This window comes from Achromobacter sp. GbtcB20 (assembly GCF_019091095.1).
GTDB lineage: Bacteria > Pseudomonadota > Gammaproteobacteria > Burkholderiales > Burkholderiaceae_B > Achromobacter > Achromobacter mucicolens.
This window is the reverse complement of sequence record NZ_JAGXJZ010000002.1, coordinates 494,110-511,362: the sequence shown is the minus strand read 5'-3', so window position 1 is coordinate 511,362 and position 17,253 is coordinate 494,110. Positions and strand designations below refer to the sequence as shown.

Below are 17,253 nucleotides of genomic sequence, written 5' to 3'. Positions count from 1 at the left end.
TGGCGGGGATGACGGCGGCCGTCACGCCCAGCCCAGCGCGGCCAGCACCATGTCGATGAGCTTGATGCCGGCAAACGGCACGATGAGCCCGCCCAGGCCATAGATGAGAAGGTTGCGGCGCAGGAGCACCGAGGCGCCCAGCGGGCGGTAGCGCACGCCCTTCAAGGCCAGCGGGATCAGCACCACGATGATCAGCGCGTTGAAGATCACGGCCGACAGGATGGCCGAGGACGGCGTCGCCAGGCCCATGATGTTCAGCACGCCAAGCTGCGGATAGACGGTGGCGAAGGCGGCCGGGATGATGGCGAAGTACTTGGCCACGTCGTTGGCCACGCTGAACGTGGTGAGCGCGCCGCGCGTCATCAGCATCTGCTTGCCGATCTCGACGATCTCGATGAGCTTGGTCGGGTTGGAATCCAGGTCCACCATGTTGCCGGCTTCCTTGGCGGCCTGGGTCCCCGAATTCATCGCCACCGCCACATCGGCCTGCGCGAGCGCGGGCGCGTCGTTGGTGCCGTCGCCCGTCATGGCGACCAGGCGGCCCTGCGACTGGTAGTCGCGGATGAGCTTGAGCTTGGCCTCGGGCGTGGCTTCGGCCAGAAAGTCGTCGACGCCGGCTTCCGCCGCGATGGAGGCGGCGGTCAGCTTGTTGTCGCCGGTGATCATCACGGTCTTGATGCCCATGCGGCGCAGTTCGGCAAAGCGCGACTGGATGCCGGGCTTGACGATGTCCTTGAGCTCGACCACCCCCAATGCGCGATTGCCGTCGCTGACCATCAGCGGCGTGCTGCCGCGCCGCGCCACGTCTTCGGCCAGGCGCAGCGCCTCGGCGGGTACCGTGGCGTCCTGCGCGGCCAGCCAGGCCTGGATCGCGTCGACCGCGCCCTTGCGGATCCTGCGCTCGCCGAGGTCCGCGCCGCTCATGCGCGATTGCGCGGTGAACGGCACGAACTCGATCCCCGCGATGCGTGGTGCGGGCGCATGGATGGCCTTGTCCGCCAAGGCCACGATGCTGCGGCCTTCCGGCGTCTCGTCGGCCAGCGAGGCCAGGCGCGCGGCATCCGCGAGTTCGCGTGCGGACACGCCGGGCGCCGGCAGGAAGGTGGACGCCTGGCGGTTGCCGAAGGTGATGGTGCCGGTCTTGTCCAGAAGCAGCACGTCGACGTCGCCCGCGGCTTCGACCGCGCGGCCGGACGTGGCGATCACGTTGGCGCTCATCATGCGGCTCATGCCCGCCACGCCGATGGCCGACAGCAGGCCGCCGATGGTGGTGGGTATCAGGCAGACCAGCAGCGCCACCAGCACGGTCACCGTGACCGCCGCGCCGCCGCCCGCCGCCGCGACGGCGTAGAGCGAGAAGGGCATCAGCGTGACGACGACCAGCAGGAACACCACGGTCAGTCCCACCAGCAGGATGGTCAGCGCCAGCTCGTTGGGCGTCTTCAGGCGCCGGGCCCCTTCGACCATCGAGATCATGCGATCCAGGAAGCTCTCGCCGGGATCGGCGGCGATGCGCACGAAGATCCAGTCCGACAGCACGCGCGTGCCGCCGGTGACGGACGAGAAATCTCCGCCCGACTCGCGGATGACGGGCGCGGACTCGCCCGTGATGGCGCTTTCGTCGACGGAGGCCACGCCGGCGATGACCTGGCCGTCGCCGGGCACCGTGTCGCCGGCTTCGACCAGCACGACATCGCCGCGGCGCAGCAGGCCCGATGGCTGGTTGACGGCCTGGGCGCGCCAGTGCGCCGGGTCCGCATCCAACGCGTCCCCGTCGCGAAAGCCCTTGAGCAGGTGCGCGTCGATGGTGGTGCGCAGGCCGCGCAGCGTGGCCGCCTGCTGCTTGCCCCGGCCTTCGGCCAGCGCCTCGGCGAAGTTGGCGAACAGCACGGTGAACCACAGCCACACGGCGATGCCCAGAATGAATCCCGCCGGCGCCTCGGCCTGGCCGCCGAGGGCCATGATCCACAGGACCGTGGTGAGCAGGCTGCACACATAGACCACGAACATCACGGGGTTCTTGACCTGCGCGGCGGGCGACAGCTTGCGCAGGCTGTCCACAAGCGCGGGACCCACCAGCGCCCGCGACCAGAGGCCAAAGGGTCGGGCCGCGTCTGGTCGGGCCGCGCTCGGTCGCGCCGCGTCAGTCCGCGCCGCGCTCTGCTTGCCCGCGTTCGGTTGACCCGGTTCGCCGGGCACGGACGCGCGGGCGGCTGTACTGCCGTCAGATCCGATGGTTTGCATTTCAATCTTGGCCATGTTCTTTCCTAGCCTTCTTGCGTCAGGGTTGCAGGTGTTCCGCGACCGGGCCGAGAGCCAGCGCGGGCACATAGGTGAGGGCGCCGACCAGCAGCACGGCGCCGATCAGGAGCGTCACGAATAGCGGGCCGGTGGTCGGCATGCTGCCGGGGCCGGCGGGGAGCCGGCGCTTGGCCGCCAGCGAGCCGGCCATGGCCAGCACCGCGACGATCACGGCGAACCGGCCGAACCACATCGCGATGCCCAACAGGACGTTGTAGAAGGGCGTGTTGGCCGACAGCCCCGCGAAGGCGCTGCCGTTGTTGTTGCCGGCCGACGAGAGCGCGTACAGGATCTCCGAGAATCCGTGGATGCCGGGATTGAGCACGCCGGCCTGGCCCGCCGCCACGGACACGGCCAGCGCCGTGCCGCCCAGCACCAGCAACGGCGTGGCCAGGATGACGATGGAAACCATCTTCATGTCAAAGGCCTCGATCTTCTTGCCCAGGTACTCGGGCGTGCGCCCGATCATCAGTCCGGCGATGAAGACGCCCAGGATGGCAAAGGCCAGCATGCCGTACAGGCCCGAGCCCACGCCGCCAAATACCACTTCGCCCAGCTGCATGAGCAGCATCGGCGACAGGCCGCCCATCGCGGAGAACGAATCGTGCATGCCGTTCACCGCGCCGCACGACGCCGCCGTGGTGACCGTGGCAAATAGCGACGTGGCCGCGATGCCGAAGCGCGTCTCCTTGCCTTCCATGTTGCCGCCGAACGTTGCGGCGCCAGCTTGCTCGGCCATCGGATTGGGCTGCTGCTCGAAATAGGCGGTGGACAGCGCAAAGACGGCGAATAGCGCCGTCATCGCGGCCAGGATGGCGATGCCCTGGCGCCGGCTGCCCACCATCTCGCCGAAGGTAAAGCACAGCGCGGCGGGTATCGCCAGGATGGCCAGCATCTGCAGGAAGTTCGACAGCGGCGTGGCGTTTTCGAAGGGGTGCGCCGAATTGGCGTTGAAGAAACCGCCGCCGTTGGTGCCCAGCAGCTTGATCGCTTCCTGGGACGCGACCGGCCCCATGGCGAGGGTCTGCGTGCGCGTGGTGGCCGGGTCGGTGACCGGCGCGCCGCCCGTGTCCAGCACGGGCTGGCCTTGCGCGTCCACGCGGGGCTGGTCGTAGTGCACGGTCTCGACCGTCTGCACGGCCTGGTAGGGGTTGAAGTTCTGGATCACGCCCTGGCTGACCAGTGCCATCGCCAGCACGAGCGACAGCGGCAACAGCACATACAGCGTGCAGCGGACCATGTCGGCCCAGAAGTTGCCCACGGTGGCCGAGCAGTGCCGGGCGAGCCCGCGGATCAGCGCGAAAACCACGGCGATGCCGGTCGCCGCCGATACGAAATTCTGCACCGTCAGCGCCAGCATCTGCGTCAGGTAGCTCATTGTGGATTCGCCCGCGTACCCCTGCCAGTTGGTGTTCGAGACGAAGCTGATGGCCGTATTCAGGGCGGAATCGGGCGACACGGCGCCCAGGCCGGCGGGGTTCAGCGGCAGCAGCCCCTGCACGCGCTGCAGGGCATAGACGGCGGCGATGCCGACCAGGTTGAAGACCAGCACGGCGGCGGCATAGCGTTTCCAGCCCATTTCTGCCTGGGGGTCGATGCCCGCCAGGCGGTAGATGCCGCGCTCGAGCGGCCGTCCCCAGGCTGTCAGCCGCGAACGGCCGTCTTCCATCGCGACGCGGATGTAGCGGCCCAGGACGGGCGCAATCGCAAAGAGGACTGCCAGGTACACGACCAGCAGCCCGACGAATTCGGGGGTCATCAGAATTTCTCCGGTTTGAACAGCGCGACCAGCAGGTACACGAACAGGAATGCGGCCGTCAGGCCGCTTAGCCAGTAGAGCCAGCTCATGACTGCCCTCCGGCCGACAAGGCGTCGCAGAACCGGACGAGCGCCCAGGTCAGCCCGGCCATCGCGGCAAAGAGCCCGATATAGACGAGATCCACGTTTTTTCTCCCCGGGAGGCTTGCTCCCTTCGAACAGGCCTGCGCGGCAAAAGGCGGATGTGCGCCGGGCAGGCGAGGTGACCATTGAAGACACCGGCAGGTTACGGAGCGGGGGGTAAAAACGGGGTATAGCTTGGCGGGCGGGGTGTAAACGCCGTGTAAAGAGCGGCTGGCAAGCTTCTGGCTGTCGTGCCCGGAATCGGGCATCCTGGCGTGCACGGGTTCGGACGCCGGGCGCCATCGGCCATGCTCATGAACTGAGCAGTGCTCAAGAATTAGGCCGTGTGCGGGGCGGTTTGGGCCAAAAAATCCCAATATTTAGAACGGCAGGGCCAAAATGCACTTATATGGTGCAGGGAATATGTAAATGAATGCTCCGTCTTAGGGCATTCCCCTAGTGTGGCAATCCCGCATCTGGTGCAGAATCTCTTCCCATGCAGGTGAGGAGACAAAGCCCTGCATGGGCAAATACCGGCGGCACCGGTAAATAAAAAAAGTAAAGCAGTACTCAAAAAAAGCAAACGCACAACGGCTGGCACCAGGAAGTGCCAGCCGTTGTCGCATAAAAAGCCGGCAAATCAAGCTTCAGGGCTTTTCAAGCGCTGCGTTTGGCGATATTTAGATGGGACCTGCTCATCCACGCTATGCCGCAAACGCGCCTTACTCCCTCCCGGACATCCGTCACGCCTTACTGGCGCCGCAATCTGCGGCTGATCCTGCTGCTGCTCGCCATCTGGGCGGCGCTGACCTTCATTCCCTCGTTTTTCGCCAGCCGGCTCTCGTTCGACTTCATCGGCTGGCCCTTCGCCTTCTGGATGGCCGCCTATGGCGCCCCGCTGGCCTATCTGATCATCATCGCCGTCTACGCCCGGGTCATGAATCGCGCCGATGAGCGCGCCGACGAAACCGGGGAGCCGCGCTGATGCCGTTTTTCACGGGAGACACCCCCCAGGAGTTCCGCATCCGCCTGCGGCGCATCTATGTGCTGTACACGGCAGGCTTTGCGCTGATGATCCTGCTGATGGCGCTGGCCGAGATCCTGGGCATGCCGCGCAACTGGATCGGCTATGTGTTCCTGCTGGTCACCGTCAGCCTGTACGCCGGCATCGGCATTGTCTGCCGCACCTCCGACCAGGTGGAGTACTACGTCGCCGGCCGGCGCGTGCCGGCCATCTACAACGGCATGGCGACCGCGGCCGACTGGATGTCGGTGGCGTCCTTCATCGGCGTGGCGGGCACGCTGTATCTGACCGGCTATGGCGGCCTGGCCTACATCATGGGCTGGACGGGCGGGTACGTGCTGGTGGCGATGCTGCTGGCGCCGTACCTGCGCCGCTTTGGCCAATACACCATTCCCGATTTCATGGGCGCCCGTTACGGCGGCAACCTGCCGCGCCTGGCCGGGGTCTTCTGCGCCGTTCTCTGCTCGTTCACATATCTGGTCGCCCAGATCTACGGCGTGGGCATCATCACCACGCGGATGACGGGCATTTCATTCGAGCTGGGCATCTTCGTTGCGCTGGGCGGCATGCTGGTGTGTTCGTTTCTGGGGGGCATGCGCGCGGTCACGTGGACGCAGGTCGGGCAGTACATCATCCTGGTCATTGCGTACCTCGTGCCGGTGATCTGGCTGTCGGTCAAGCACACCAACATGCCGTTGCCGCAACTGTCGGGCGGGGCCGTGCTGCAGCAGGTGACCGAAAAAGAGGTCTACCTGCAGAACGATCCGTCCGAGATCGAGGTGCGCACGATCTGGCAGCAGCGCGCCGACGAGATGGCGCGCCGCCTGCAGACGCTGCCCGAATCGTGGACGCTGGAAAAAGACAAGCTGCGCAGCCGGCTGGCCCAATTGAACGCGGGCGACGCGCCCATGGTCGAGATCCGGTCGGCCGAACGCGAACTGGCCGCCTACCCGCCGACTGTCGACGACGCGCGCACCACGTGGTCGCAGGCCAAGGCGACCTTCGAGGCCCGCGCCGCGCCGCCCACGCCGCACGCCGAACCGTTCCCGGCCAAGGACCCCGAGGAACGCAGCAACATGCGCATCAACTTCCTGGCGATGGTGCTGTGCCTGATGCTGGGCACCGCCGGCATGCCGCACATCCTGATGCGTTCATACACCACGCCGTCCGTCATCGAGGCGCGCAAGTCGGTGTGCTGGTCGCTGCTGTTCATCCTGCTGCTGTACTTCATGGCGCCCGCGCTGGCGCTGCTGGTCAAGTTCGAGATCTATACCCAGGTCGTGGGCTCGAACTTCCTCAGTCTACCCAACTGGGTGCACGCCTGGAGCGCGGTCGACACCAACCTGCTCGACGTCACCGACATCAACCGCGATGGCGTGGTGCAGCTGAGCGAAATCAGCATGGGCGCGGATGTGGTGGTGCTGGCCATGCCCGAAATCGGCGGCTTGCCCTACGTGATCTCCGGGCTGGTCGCGGCCGGCGGTCTGGCGGCGGCGCTGTCCACGGCCGACGGGTTGCTGCTGACGCTGTCCAACTCGCTTTCTCACGACATGTGGTACCGGGTCGTCTCGCCGCGCATGTCGGCCGCGCGCCGGGTGATGGTGTCCAAGATCCTGCTGCTGGTGGTCGCGTTTGGCGCGGCGTGGGTCGCGGCCCGCAAGCCCGCTGACATCCTGTTCATGGTGTCGGCCGCGTTTTCGTTCGCGGCCTCGTCGTTCTTCCCGGCGCTCGTCATGGGGGTGTTCTGGCGGCGCGCCAACAAATGGGGCGCCACGCTGGGGATGGCCGCAGGCCTTGCCGTGACGTTTGCCTACATGACGCACACGCACCCGTGGCTGCGGGAATCGGTGCTGGGCATCGCGCGCACGCAGCCCGTGGACCTCTGGTGGGGCATCCAGCCCATCGCGGCGGGCGTGTTCGGCGCGCCGGTGGCGTTCCTGACGATCTTCGTGGTGTCGCTGCTGACCCCGCCGCCCGACCGGGCCACGCTGGCGCTGGTCGATTACCTGCGTAATCCGGACGCGCGGCATCCGCAGCCGGACAACAGCTAGGTGCGCGACGGGCCGCCCGGCGGACCGAACGTCGTCAATGCGAGACGGATTTGGAGAAGACGTTCATCACCACCACGCCGGCGATGATGAGGCCGATGCCGATGAGCGCGGGTGTGTCCAGATGCTGCTTGAACAGCACCGCGCCCACGATGGAGATCAGCACGATGCCGACGCCGGACCAGATCGCGTAGGCGATGCCCACGGGAATCTCGCGCAGCGTCAGCGACAGGAAGTAGAACGAAATCAGGTAGCCGAAGACGGTGATGACCGACGGCACCAGCCGCGTAAAACCTTCGGAGCCCTTGAGGGCGCTGGTGGCGAAGATCTCTGCGACGATCGCCACCGCCAGGTAAAGCCACTTCATTTGCGCGGCCCCTCGGACTGGCGCAGCAGCACCAACAGGGCGCCCGCGCCGCCTTCGCGCTCGGGGGCCTCGGAGAACGCCATGACGTCGGCCTTCTGGACCAGCCACGTCCGGGCCTTGTCTTTCAGCACCGGCTCCAGGCCTTCCGAGTTGTAGCCCTTGCCGTGCACGATGCGCACGCAGCGGATGCCGTGTTCCTGGCACTCGTCCAGGAACGACAGCAGGGCATGGCGCGCCTGCTCGACGCGTAGCCCGTGCAGATCGAGTTCCGCGCCGGCGCGCCATTGGCCGCGGCGCAAATTGCGCGCGGTGTCGGGCGCCACGTCGCCGCGCACGAAGGCGGTGCCGCCTTCGGACAGCAGGTGCGTGATCTCGCCGCCGTCCGAGACGCCCGCGTCGGCGCGGTTGGGCGTTTCGCCCAGCGCGTTGGCGCGGCGCAGCGCGGGCGCGGGTTCGGGGGCGGGCTTGTGCTCGACGCGTGGCGCGTGCCGGATCGGGGTGACGGACTTCATCGAGCGCTTGAACGCCGCCAGGTCGTCCTCGGGGGGCGACGCGGGGCGCGCGGCCGCAGCCGCCGCCGCGCGCTGCGGGGCAAGGGCGGCGCGCTCGCGTTCTTCCTGCAGGTCCTTCTTCAGGCGTTTCAGGTCGGCCACGCCGACCTTACTGCCCCGCATTCTCCAGCCACCGTTGTGCGTCCAGAGCGGCCATGCAGCCCGTGCCGGCGCTGGTGATGGCCTGGCGGTAGACGTGGTCCTGCACGTCGCCGGCGGCAAACACGCCGGGCACCGAGGTCATGGTGGCCATGCCGGACAGGCCGCTCTTGGTGACGATGTAGCCGTCCTTCATCTCGAGCTGGCCCTGGAAAATTTCCGTGTTGGGCTGGTGACCGATGGCGATGAAGGCGCCCGTGACGGCCATGTCTTCGGTGGCGCCGGTGTCCACGTGGCGTACACGCACGCCGGTCACGCCGCTGTCGTCGCCCAGGACTTCTTCCAGCGTGTGGAACAGCTTGAGTTCCATGTTGCCGTTTTCGACCTTGCTCATCAGCTTGTCGACCAGGATCGGCTCGGCGCGGAACTTGTCGCGTCGGTGGATCAGCGTGACCTTGCGGCAGATGTTGGACAGGTACAGGGCTTCCTCGACAGCGGTATTGCCGCCGCCGACCACCACCACGTCCTGGTTGCGGTAGAAGAAACCGTCGCAGGTGGCGCAGCCGGAGACGCCGCGGCCCATGAAGGACTGCTCGGACGGCAGGCCCAGGTACTTGGCCGAGGCGCCCGTGGCGATGATGAGCGCGTCGCAGGTGTAAACCTTGCCGGTGTCGCCGGTCAGGGTGAAGGGGCGCTTGGAGAGGTCGACCTTCGCGATGTGGTCGAACAGCATTTCCGTGTTGAAGCGTTCGGCGTGCTTCTGGAAGCGCTGCATCAGGTCCGGACCCTGCACGCCATCCGCGTCGGCAGGCCAATTGTCGACGTCCGTGGTGGTCATGAGCTGGCCGCCTTGGGCCAAACCTGTAACAAGAACAGGGTTAAGATTGGCGCGTGCCGCATAGACGGCCGCCGTGTAACCGGCGGGGCCGGAACCGAGTATCAAAACTTTAGCGTGCGTAGGCGTGGACATGGGCAGGTATCTTTAGGGTAACGCCCAATTATAATGAGCCGCATGCCGCGTATCTCGACTGCTTCTCCGCGCGCCTCGCGCAACACCCGCAACGGACCCTCGCCGCTGCAAACGCGCATTTCCGCGTTGCTGCGTGAAGCCCGCTGGATCCTCTTTGCCGCCCTGGCGGCCTGGCTTACCCTGGTGCTCGCCACCTGGAGCGCGTCCGACCCTGGCTGGTCGCACTCGGTTCCGGGCGATGTCGTGCGCAACCAGGGCGGACGCCTGGGCGCCTACCTGGCGGACATCCTCCTCTATCTCTTTGGTTTCTCCGCCTGGTGGTGGGTCGTCCTGCTGCTGCATCGCGTGCGGGCTGGCTACCGGCGCCTGGCCGCGCAGTTGCGCGTGGCCAACAGCAAGCAACCCGAAGTGCTGCCGCGCGTCCACTGGGAAGAGGGCATCGGCTTTTTCCTGCTGATGATGGGCTCGCTGGGCATGGAAGCCCTGCGCCTGGCCAGCCGCGGCACGCATCTGCCCGGCGCGTCGGAAACGGCAAGCGGCGCGGGCGGCGTCATCGGCCAGATGCTGGCGGACCTCATCGGCAGCAGCATCGGCTTTACCGGCGCCACGCTGGCCTTCCTGGTCATGCTGGCCATCGGACTCAGTCTGTTCTTCTCGTTTTCGTGGCTGGCGGTCGCCGAGCGCGTCGGTTCCTGGCTGGAAGGCCTGGTCCGCAAGATGCGCAACTCCTACACCGCGCGCCAGGACCGCAAGGTCGGCGAAGTCGCCAAGGCCGTGCGCACCGAGCAGGTGGTGGCCAAGCAGGAAAAACTGGTGCACGAGCAGCCGGTCCGCATCGAACCGGCCATCACCGTGGTGCCCAAGTCCGAGCGCGTCGAAAAGGAAAAGCAGCAATCCCTGTTCTTCCCGCCCACCGGCGGCGCCGAAGGCGATCTGCCCACCCTTGGCCTGCTCGACCCGCCCCTGAACAACCAGGAAACCGTGTCGGCCGAGACCATCGAATTCACCTCGCGCCTGATCGAAAAGAAGCTGGCCGACTTTGGCGTGTCGGTCACCGTGGTTGCGGCGCAGGCCGGCCCTGTCATCACCCGCTACGAAATCGAGCCGGCCACCGGCGTGAAGGGCAGCCAGATCGTCAACCTGGCCAAGGACCTGGCGCGCGCGCTCAGCCTGGTCAGCATCCGGGTGGTCGAAACCATACCCGGCAAGAACCTGATGGGGCTGGAGCTGCCCAACCCGCGCCGCCAGATGGTGCGCCTGTCCGAAATCCTGGGTTCGCAGACCTACCACGCCAGCCATTCGGTCGTGACCATGGCGCTGGGCAAGGACATCGCCGGCAACCCGGTGGTGGCCGACCTGGCCAAGATGCCCCACTTGCTGGTGGCGGGCACCACCGGTTCGGGCAAGTCGGTCGGGATCAACGCCATGATCCTGTCGCTGCTCTACAAGGCCGACGCCTCGCACACCCGCCTGATCCTGATCGATCCCAAGATGCTCGAAATGAGCGTCTACGAAGGCATCCCGCACCTGCTGGCGCCGGTGGTCACCGACATGCGCCAGGCGTCCAACGCGCTGAACTGGTGCGTGGGCGAAATGGAAAAGCGCTATCGCCTCATGAGCAAGATGGGCGTGCGCAACCTGGCCGGCTACAACACCAAGATCCGTGACGCGATCAAGCGCGAGGAACCGATCCCCAATCCGTTCTCGCTCACGCCGGACCAGCCCGAGCCCCTGTCGCCGCTGCCCACCATCGTGGTCGTCATCGACGAGCTGGCCGACCTGATGATGGTCGTGGGCAAGAAGATCGAAGAACTCATCGCCCGTCTGGCGCAGAAGGCACGGGCGGCGGGCATCCACCTCATCCTGGCCACGCAGCGTCCCAGCGTGGACGTGATCACCGGCCTCATCAAGGCCAACATCCCGACGCGCATCGCGTTCCAGGTGTCGTCCAAGATCGACTCGCGCACCATTCTTGACCAGATGGGCGCGGAAACCCTGCTCGGCCAGGGCGACATGCTCTACATGCCGCCCGGCACCGGCCTGCCGGTGCGTGTGCACGGGGCGTTCTGCAGCGACGACGAAGTCCATCGCGTGGTCGAAAGCCTGAAGTCGCAGGGCGAACCCAATTACGTCGAGGGCCTCTTGGAAGGCGGCCTGGACGGCGACGGCGCCGAGGGCGCCAGCAGCGTCACGGGCATCGGCGGGGACGCGGAATCCGACCCGATGTACGACCAGGCCTGCGAAGTCGTGCTCAAGCACCGCCGCGCGTCCATTTCGCTGGTGCAGCGTCATCTTCGGATTGGTTACAACCGTGCGGCACGGTTACTCGAGCAGATGGAGCAATCGGGTATGGTGTCGGCGATGCAATCCAACGGAAACCGCGAGATCCTGGTTCCCGCAGCCGCCGCACGAGAGGAAGCATGATGAAGACGTTTCAACGCCTGGCCGCCGTTGCGGTGCTGGGCCTGACTCCGGCCCTGGTCCCCGCCCTGGCGCTGGCCGCCAGTGCGCAAGAGCAATTGCGCAACTTCGTGTCCACGGTCACGGCGGCCACCGGGTCGTTTTCGCAATACACCGTCAACGACCAGGGCCGCACCCAGCCCGCGCAGACCGGCGTGTTCTCGTTTCAGCGCCCCGGCAAATTCAAGTGGGCCGTGCAAAAGCCCTACGAGCAGCTGGTCATCTCCGACGGCCGCCAGGTCTTCCAGTTCGACCCCGATCTGGCCCAGGTCACCGAGCGCAAGGTCGACGCCGCCATCGGCACGTCGCCCGCGGCCATTCTTTTCGGCTCGGGCTCGCTGGAACAGTCCTTCGACGTCAGCGCGCTGCCGGCCAAAGATGGCGTCGACTGGCTGCGCGCCAAGCCGCGCACGGCCGACGCCGGTTTCTCGCGCGTGGACATCGGCATGAAGAACAACCTGCCCGTGCGCGTGGAACTGCTCGACTCGTTCGGCCAGACCACCCGCGTCGACCTGTCGGCCATCCAGCCCAACCCGCAACTGCCCGCCAAGGAATTCCAGTTCACCGCGCCCAAGGGCGTGGATGTGGTGAAGATGTAGGGGCAGCTAGCCCGCGTTAGCGGGCGCGGCGTGGGGGCCGCCCCGCCGCCGGGCCGCCCCAAGGCGGGGCAGCCCCCTTGGGGGGCAGCTAGCCCGCGTTAGCGGGCGCGGCGTGGGGGCGCTTATACGCCACGCAGTCGACTTCCACCTTTGCATCCACCACCAAACTCGACTGCACGCAGGCACGCGCTGGCGGATTTGCGCCGAAGTATTCCTTGAACACCTTGTTGAACGACGCAAAGTCACGTGCGTCGTCCAGCCAGACGCCGCAGCGCACCACGTGTTCGGGGCCGTAGCCGGCTTCCTGCAGGATGGCCAGCACCTGCTGGATGGCTTTGTGGCTTTGCGCGACGATGCCGCCTTCGATGACTTCGCCGTTGTCCATCGGCACCTGGCCGGACACATACAGCCAGCCGTCGGCGGCGACGGCGCGGGCGAAGGGCATGTGCGAGCCGCCCTGGCCGGTGCCGCCGGCCACGCCGTAGCGGGTGATGCCGTTGTTGTCGGGAGTGGGGGTAGCGCTCATGAAGGATTCTCCTTGAAGTGGTCCGGGGGCGGCTGCTACGACGCAGCCGGAAGGGCGGGATAGGACGCGCGCAGGTCGCCGCTGCGCGGCAGCCAGCGGCCGGCGCGCTCGCCGGTGGCCTGGCCCTTGCGGTACGACAGGACACCATTGACCCAAACGGCCTCGATGCCCGCCGCGGTCTGCACGGGCGCGGCGAAGGTCGCGCGGTCGATGACGGTATCGGGGTTGAACAGCACCAGATCCGCGTGGTGGCCCTCGCGCACGAAGCCGCGCTCGGCAAGGCCGAAGCGCGCGGCGGACAGCCCCGTCATCTTGTGCACGGCCTGCGCCAGCGGAAACAGGCCCACGTCCCGGCTGTAATGGCCCAGCACGCGCGGAAAGGCGCCCCACAGCCGCGGATGCGGCATGGGATCGTTGGGTAGGCCATCCGACCCCACCATCGTGAGCCGGTGCGACAGCACGCGGCGCACGTCGTCCTCGTGCATGTTGTGATACACCGCGCCGGCCGGTTGCAGCCGCTTGGCGGCCTCCAGCAGCGTGACGCCCCAGTCCGCCGCGATGGCGGCCAGCTTGCGGCGCGCTTGCTCCGGATGCGGCTCGGACCAGGTGATGTCGATATCGAATTCGTCCGTGACCTGCTTCAGGTCCAGCGTCGACGAACTGGCGGAATACGGATAGCAGTCGCAGCCCACATGCTGCATGCGCCCCGCGTTTTCCAACGCGAACAGCACCTCTTTCGTGCGGCCCCAGTTGCCGGCGCCGGCGCACTTCAGGTGCGACACCACCACCGGCACGCGCGCGTGCAGGCCGATGTCGAAGGCTTCCTGCATGGCCTCCAGGATGGCGGCGAATTCCGAGCGCAGGTGCGTCGTGTACAGCGCGCCGAATTCGTCCAGCGCCTCGGCCAGCAGCTTGACCTCGGCCGTGTCCGCGTCGAACGCCGAGGCATAGGCCAGGCCGGTGCTCAGGCCGATCGCGCCGTGCGCCAGGGCGTCGCGCAGTTGGGCGCGCATTGCCAGCACCTCGTCGCGCGTCGCGGCCCGGTCCAGCCGGTCCATGTGGTTGCTGCGCAAGGCCGTATGCCCCACCAGGGCGGCCACGTTCACGGCAGGCCGCGCAGCTTCGATTGCGCGGGTGTAGTCGGCAAAGGTGGCGTAGCGGAAGTCCTCGCGCTTGCCCAGCAGGTTCATCGGATCGGGCGGCTCGCCGCGCAGCGTGACCGGCGAGGCGCTGATGCCGCAGTTGCCCACCACCACGGTCGTCACGCCCTGCGACAGCTTGGGCAGCATGTCCGGCGTGCGGATGACGTTGGTGTCGTCGTGGGTGTGGACGTCGATGAAGCCGGGGGCCAGCGCGAGATCGGTGCCGTCGATGAGCTGGCGCGCCGGCGCGCCGGGCAGCTCGCCGATAGCGGCAATGCGGCCGCCGTCCAGCGCCACGTTGGCGCGGTATTCGGGGCCGCCCGAACCGTCCAGGATCCGGACGTTGCCAATAAGGGTGTCGTACATCGTGGTTTCCCGATCAATCGCCCAGCGGCAGGCGGTTCGGCCCGCCGCGGTGTTCGTCCAGCGCCAGCTTGATCCGGCGCAGGCGTTCGCGGTTTTCTTCCTGGTTCAGCATGGCCAGTTCGGTCGACAGCAGGTCGATGGCCAGCATCATCGCGTAGCGCGAGGCCGACGGCTTGTAGATGAAGTCGGTCTCGTCGGTGCGGATGGGCAGCACCACGTCGGCCAGTTTCGCCAGTTCGGACGACGCGTCGGTGATGGCGACAATGCGCGCGCGGTATTGCTTCACGATGCGCGCGGCGCCGACGATCTCGGGCGTCAGGCCCGAAGCCGACAGCACCAGCACGGCGTCGCGCTCGTCGAGCGTCGCCGCCACCATGCGCAGCAGCACCGCGTCGCTGTAGACCGCGATGGGATAGCCCAGCCGCACCAGGCGTGACTGGACTTCCTGCGCCAGCACCGCCGACGCGCCGCCCATGCCGAAGACGTAGATCATGCGCGCGCCGTCCACGATGGACGCGGCGGCTTCGAATAGCGGCTCGGTGAACGTCGGCAGATGCGCGCGCAGGGTGCTCTCGATGTCGGCATAGATGCGCGCATAGAACGTGCTTTCCTCGGCCGGCGCGCTGGGGTCCAGGAACCGGCTGCCCACCGTGCTGGCCTGCGCCAGCTTCATCTTCAGGTCGCGCGTGTCGTCGCAGCCGACGGTGCGCGCAAACCGCGAGATGGTGGCGATGCTGACGCCGGCCTTGGCGGCAAGCTGGTCCACCGTGGCGCTGGCGCTCCAGATGATGTCGTCCAGGATGGCGTCGGCAACCTTGCGTTCTGTCACGCTCAATGCGTCCCGCCGACTGCGTATCTGGAAGACGATGTCGCGGATGATGTTCATGTGTGGTTCCTGGATCAATTCGGGCGGACTCATGCCGCGAGCGCGGGATCGTCGAGGCGGATGCAGGACACGTAGTGGTCCGCGCTCACGCCGACGGCCGGCGGCACCGCCGCCGCACAGGCGTCGATGGCATGGGGGCAGCGTGTGCGGAACACGCAGCCGGAAGGCGGGTTGACCGGGCTCGGGATGTCGCCCTTCAGGAGGATACGCGAACGCGGGGCACGCGGATCCGGCACGGGGGCGGCGGACAGCAGCGCGCGGGTGTAGGGATGGCGCGGGCGCGCATAGACTTCGCTGGTCGGCCCGCGCTCCATGACGCGGCCCAGGTACATCACCACGACGTCGTCGCACAGGTAATCCACCACCGCCAGGTCGTGCGCGACAAACAGCATGGTCAGGCCCAGGTCGCGCTGCAGGTCCTGCAGCAGGTTCAGCACCTGTGCCTGCACCGAGACGTCCAGCGCGGATACGGGCTCGTCGGCCACGATGAAATCCGGCTCCACTGCCAGCGCGCGGGCAATGCCGATGCGCTGGCGCTGTCCGCCGGAGAACTCGTGCGGATAGCGGCGGCTGTGGTCCGCGTTCAGGCCGACACGTTCGAGAAATTCGCCGATCCGCTCGGCGCGGCGATGCTGCGCCAGCTTGTGGGTGTCCAGGGCTTCCCCCAGGATCTCGGCCACCGTCATGCGCGGGTTGAGACTGGCGTACGGGTCCTGGAATACGATCTGCATGCGGCGTCGCCACGGCAGCATCTGCTTTTCATTGAGCGTCGTGATGTCCTGCCCGTCGAACACGATGCGTCCGGCGGTGGGGGCGAACAGGCGCAGCAGGGCGCGGCCAGTCGTGGTCTTGCCCGAGCCGGATTCGCCGACCAGGCCCACGATGGTGTTGCGCGGCACGTCGAAGCTCACGCCGTCCACGGCGCGCACGACAGGGGCGTTGCGCGCCTGCGAGGTCGGGAAGTGGACCTTCAGGTCGTCGATGCGCACCAGCGGCGCGGCGGCGCGGGGAGTGGATGGGCTCGTCATAGCGGATTTACCTTGATGCAGCGCGCGCGGTGTTCGGCCTGCACCGTCACCAGGTCGGGGACGCCGGCGCGGCAGTCGTCTGCCGCCAACGGGCAGCGCGGCGCGAAGGTGCAGCCGGGCGGCAGCGCCAGCACGCTGGGCACGTTGCCGGGAATGGCGCGAAGGCGCTCGCCGGACGCGAGCAGCGCGGCGGTCGGCAGGCAGGACAGCAGGCCGCGCGTGTAGGGATGCGTGGGCTTTTCGAACAGGTCGTACACGCCGGCGTCCTCGACCACGCGCCCGGCATACATGACGGCCACGCGATGCGCGATCTCGGCGACCACGCCCAGGTTGTGCGTGATGAACAGGATGCTCATGTTCATCTCGGCCTGCAGGCGGCGCAGCAGGTCCAGGATCTGCGCCTGCACGGTCACGTCCAGCGCCGTGGTGGGCTCGTCGGCGATCAGCACGGCGGGGTTGCAGGCCAGGGCCAGCGCGATCATCACGCGCTGGCGCATGCCGCCCGACATCTGGTGCGGATACTCGTTCACGCGCCGGTCGGCCGCCGGGATCTCCACGCGCTCCAGCATCTCGCGGGCGCGCTTGAGCGCCGCGGCGCGCGAGCCGCCCTCATGCTGCAGCACCGCCTCGGCGATCTGGTCGCCCACGGTGTACAGCGGGTTCAGGCTGGTCATGGGCTCCTGGAATATCATCGCGATCTCGGCGCCGCGGATGCGTTGGAGCGTGGCGGGCGTGGCGTGCGCCAGGTCGTGCTGCACGCCCTGGCGGTCGCGGAACAGGATCTTGCCGGCCTCGATGCGGCCAGCCGGCTTGGGCAACAGGCCCATGATGGACAGGCTGGTTACGGACTTGCCGGAGCCGGATTCACCGACGATGGCCAGCGTCTCGCCGCGGGCCAGGTCGAAGGTGACGCCGTCCACCGACTTGGCGATGCCGTCGCGGCTGTGGAACCAGGTCTTCAGGCCTTGCACCGACAGCACGATGTCTCGGGTGCTTGCGGTCATG

The 17,253-nt window shown here is 67.4% G+C and carries 15 protein-coding genes; 4 read left to right on the top strand and 11 right to left on the bottom strand.

Annotated elements, in window-relative coordinates; all coding sequences use genetic code 11:
* Positions 1-21 precede the first annotated feature (21 nt).
* From kdpB to kdpF, 3 genes are read right to left on the bottom strand one after another with little or no spacing between them, the layout of a single operon-like run.
* Entirely contained in the window at positions 22-2,259 is a 2,238-nt protein-coding gene (gene kdpB / locus KVT32_RS05115) for a potassium-transporting ATPase subunit KdpB (protein WP_254607219.1), read from the bottom strand.
* 22 nt (positions 2,260-2,281) lie between these two features.
* Positions 2,282-4,060, bottom strand: coding sequence for a potassium-transporting ATPase subunit KdpA (kdpA, locus tag KVT32_RS05110; protein ID WP_217617778.1), 1,779 nt, complete (start codon positions 4,058-4,060; stop codon positions 2,282-2,284).
* A complete protein-coding gene (gene kdpF / locus KVT32_RS05105) occupies positions 4,060-4,149 on the bottom strand; it encodes a K(+)-transporting ATPase subunit F (protein WP_056321339.1) in 90 nt (29 codons plus the stop codon). Before kdpF ends, kdpA begins: the two co-directional genes overlap by 1 nt.
* A gap of 739 nt (positions 4,150-4,888) precedes the next feature.
* Here kdpF and KVT32_RS05100 point away from each other — a divergent pair.
* Together KVT32_RS05100 and KVT32_RS05095 are read left to right on the top strand one after the other, a co-directional pair.
* Positions 4,889-5,167: a DUF4212 domain-containing protein gene (locus KVT32_RS05100; protein ID WP_152383586.1), complete on the top strand. Its 279-nt coding sequence runs from the start codon at positions 4,889-4,891 to the stop codon at positions 5,165-5,167.
* Positions 5,167-7,257, top strand: coding sequence for a sodium:solute symporter family protein (locus KVT32_RS05095; protein ID WP_217617777.1), 2,091 nt, complete (start codon positions 5,167-5,169; stop codon positions 7,255-7,257). Before KVT32_RS05100 ends, KVT32_RS05095 begins: the two co-directional genes overlap by 1 nt.
* A gap of 34 nt (positions 7,258-7,291) precedes the next feature.
* Here KVT32_RS05095 and KVT32_RS05090 read toward each other — a convergent pair whose 3' ends face one another.
* Genes KVT32_RS05090 through trxB form a run of 3 tightly spaced genes read right to left on the bottom strand, consistent with a single transcriptional unit; the run spans position 7,292 to position 9,241 of the window.
* Complete coding sequence (locus KVT32_RS05090) at positions 7,292-7,621, bottom strand: multidrug efflux SMR transporter (protein ID WP_056321352.1); 330 nt, start codon at positions 7,619-7,621, stop codon at positions 7,292-7,294.
* Complete coding sequence (locus tag KVT32_RS05085) at positions 7,618-8,295, bottom strand: Smr/MutS family protein (protein ID WP_152383588.1); 678 nt, start codon at positions 8,293-8,295, stop codon at positions 7,618-7,620. The genes KVT32_RS05090 and KVT32_RS05085 overlap by 4 nt, the downstream gene beginning before the upstream one ends.
* A complete protein-coding gene (gene trxB, locus KVT32_RS05080) occupies positions 8,282-9,241 on the bottom strand; it encodes a thioredoxin-disulfide reductase (RefSeq protein ID WP_056321357.1) in 960 nt (319 codons plus the stop codon). The genes KVT32_RS05085 and trxB overlap by 14 nt, the downstream gene beginning before the upstream one ends.
* A 42-nt stretch (positions 9,242-9,283) precedes the next feature.
* Between trxB and KVT32_RS05075 the strand changes: the two genes are divergently transcribed.
* Both KVT32_RS05075 and lolA read left to right on the top strand, forming a co-directional pair.
* On the top strand, positions 9,284-11,665 hold the full coding sequence (locus KVT32_RS05075) for a DNA translocase FtsK (protein ID WP_128827581.1): 2,382 nt from the start codon (positions 9,284-9,286) through the stop codon (positions 11,663-11,665).
* Positions 11,665-12,300 (top strand): outer membrane lipoprotein chaperone LolA, encoded by a 636-nt coding sequence (gene lolA / locus KVT32_RS05070; RefSeq protein WP_056321362.1) that lies wholly within the window; start codon positions 11,665-11,667, stop codon positions 12,298-12,300. The genes KVT32_RS05075 and lolA overlap by 1 nt, the downstream gene beginning before the upstream one ends.
* An 88-nt stretch (positions 12,301-12,388) precedes the next feature.
* Here lolA and KVT32_RS05065 read toward each other — a convergent pair whose 3' ends face one another.
* The 5 genes from KVT32_RS05065 to KVT32_RS05045 are packed head-to-tail and all read right to left on the bottom strand — an operon-like array spanning position 12,389 to position 17,252.
* Complete coding sequence (locus KVT32_RS05065) at positions 12,389-12,826, bottom strand: RidA family protein (protein ID WP_152383589.1); 438 nt, start codon at positions 12,824-12,826, stop codon at positions 12,389-12,391.
* A gap of 35 nt (positions 12,827-12,861) precedes the next feature.
* Positions 12,862-14,334: an amidohydrolase family protein gene (locus KVT32_RS05060; protein WP_217617776.1), complete on the bottom strand. Its 1,473-nt coding sequence runs from the start codon at positions 14,332-14,334 to the stop codon at positions 12,862-12,864.
* A 13-nt stretch (positions 14,335-14,347) separates the two neighbouring features.
* Complete coding sequence (locus KVT32_RS05055; protein WP_056321370.1) at positions 14,348-15,220, bottom strand: MurR/RpiR family transcriptional regulator; 873 nt, start codon at positions 15,218-15,220, stop codon at positions 14,348-14,350.
* A gap of 29 nt (positions 15,221-15,249) precedes the next feature.
* On the bottom strand, positions 15,250-16,248 hold the full coding sequence (locus KVT32_RS05050) for an ABC transporter ATP-binding protein (protein WP_217617775.1): 999 nt from the start codon (positions 16,246-16,248) through the stop codon (positions 15,250-15,252).
* Positions 16,245-17,252: an ABC transporter ATP-binding protein gene (locus KVT32_RS05045; protein ID WP_063954866.1), complete on the bottom strand. Its 1,008-nt coding sequence runs from the start codon at positions 17,250-17,252 to the stop codon at positions 16,245-16,247. The genes KVT32_RS05050 and KVT32_RS05045 overlap by 4 nt, the downstream gene beginning before the upstream one ends.
* Position 17,253: the final 1 nt, after the last annotated feature.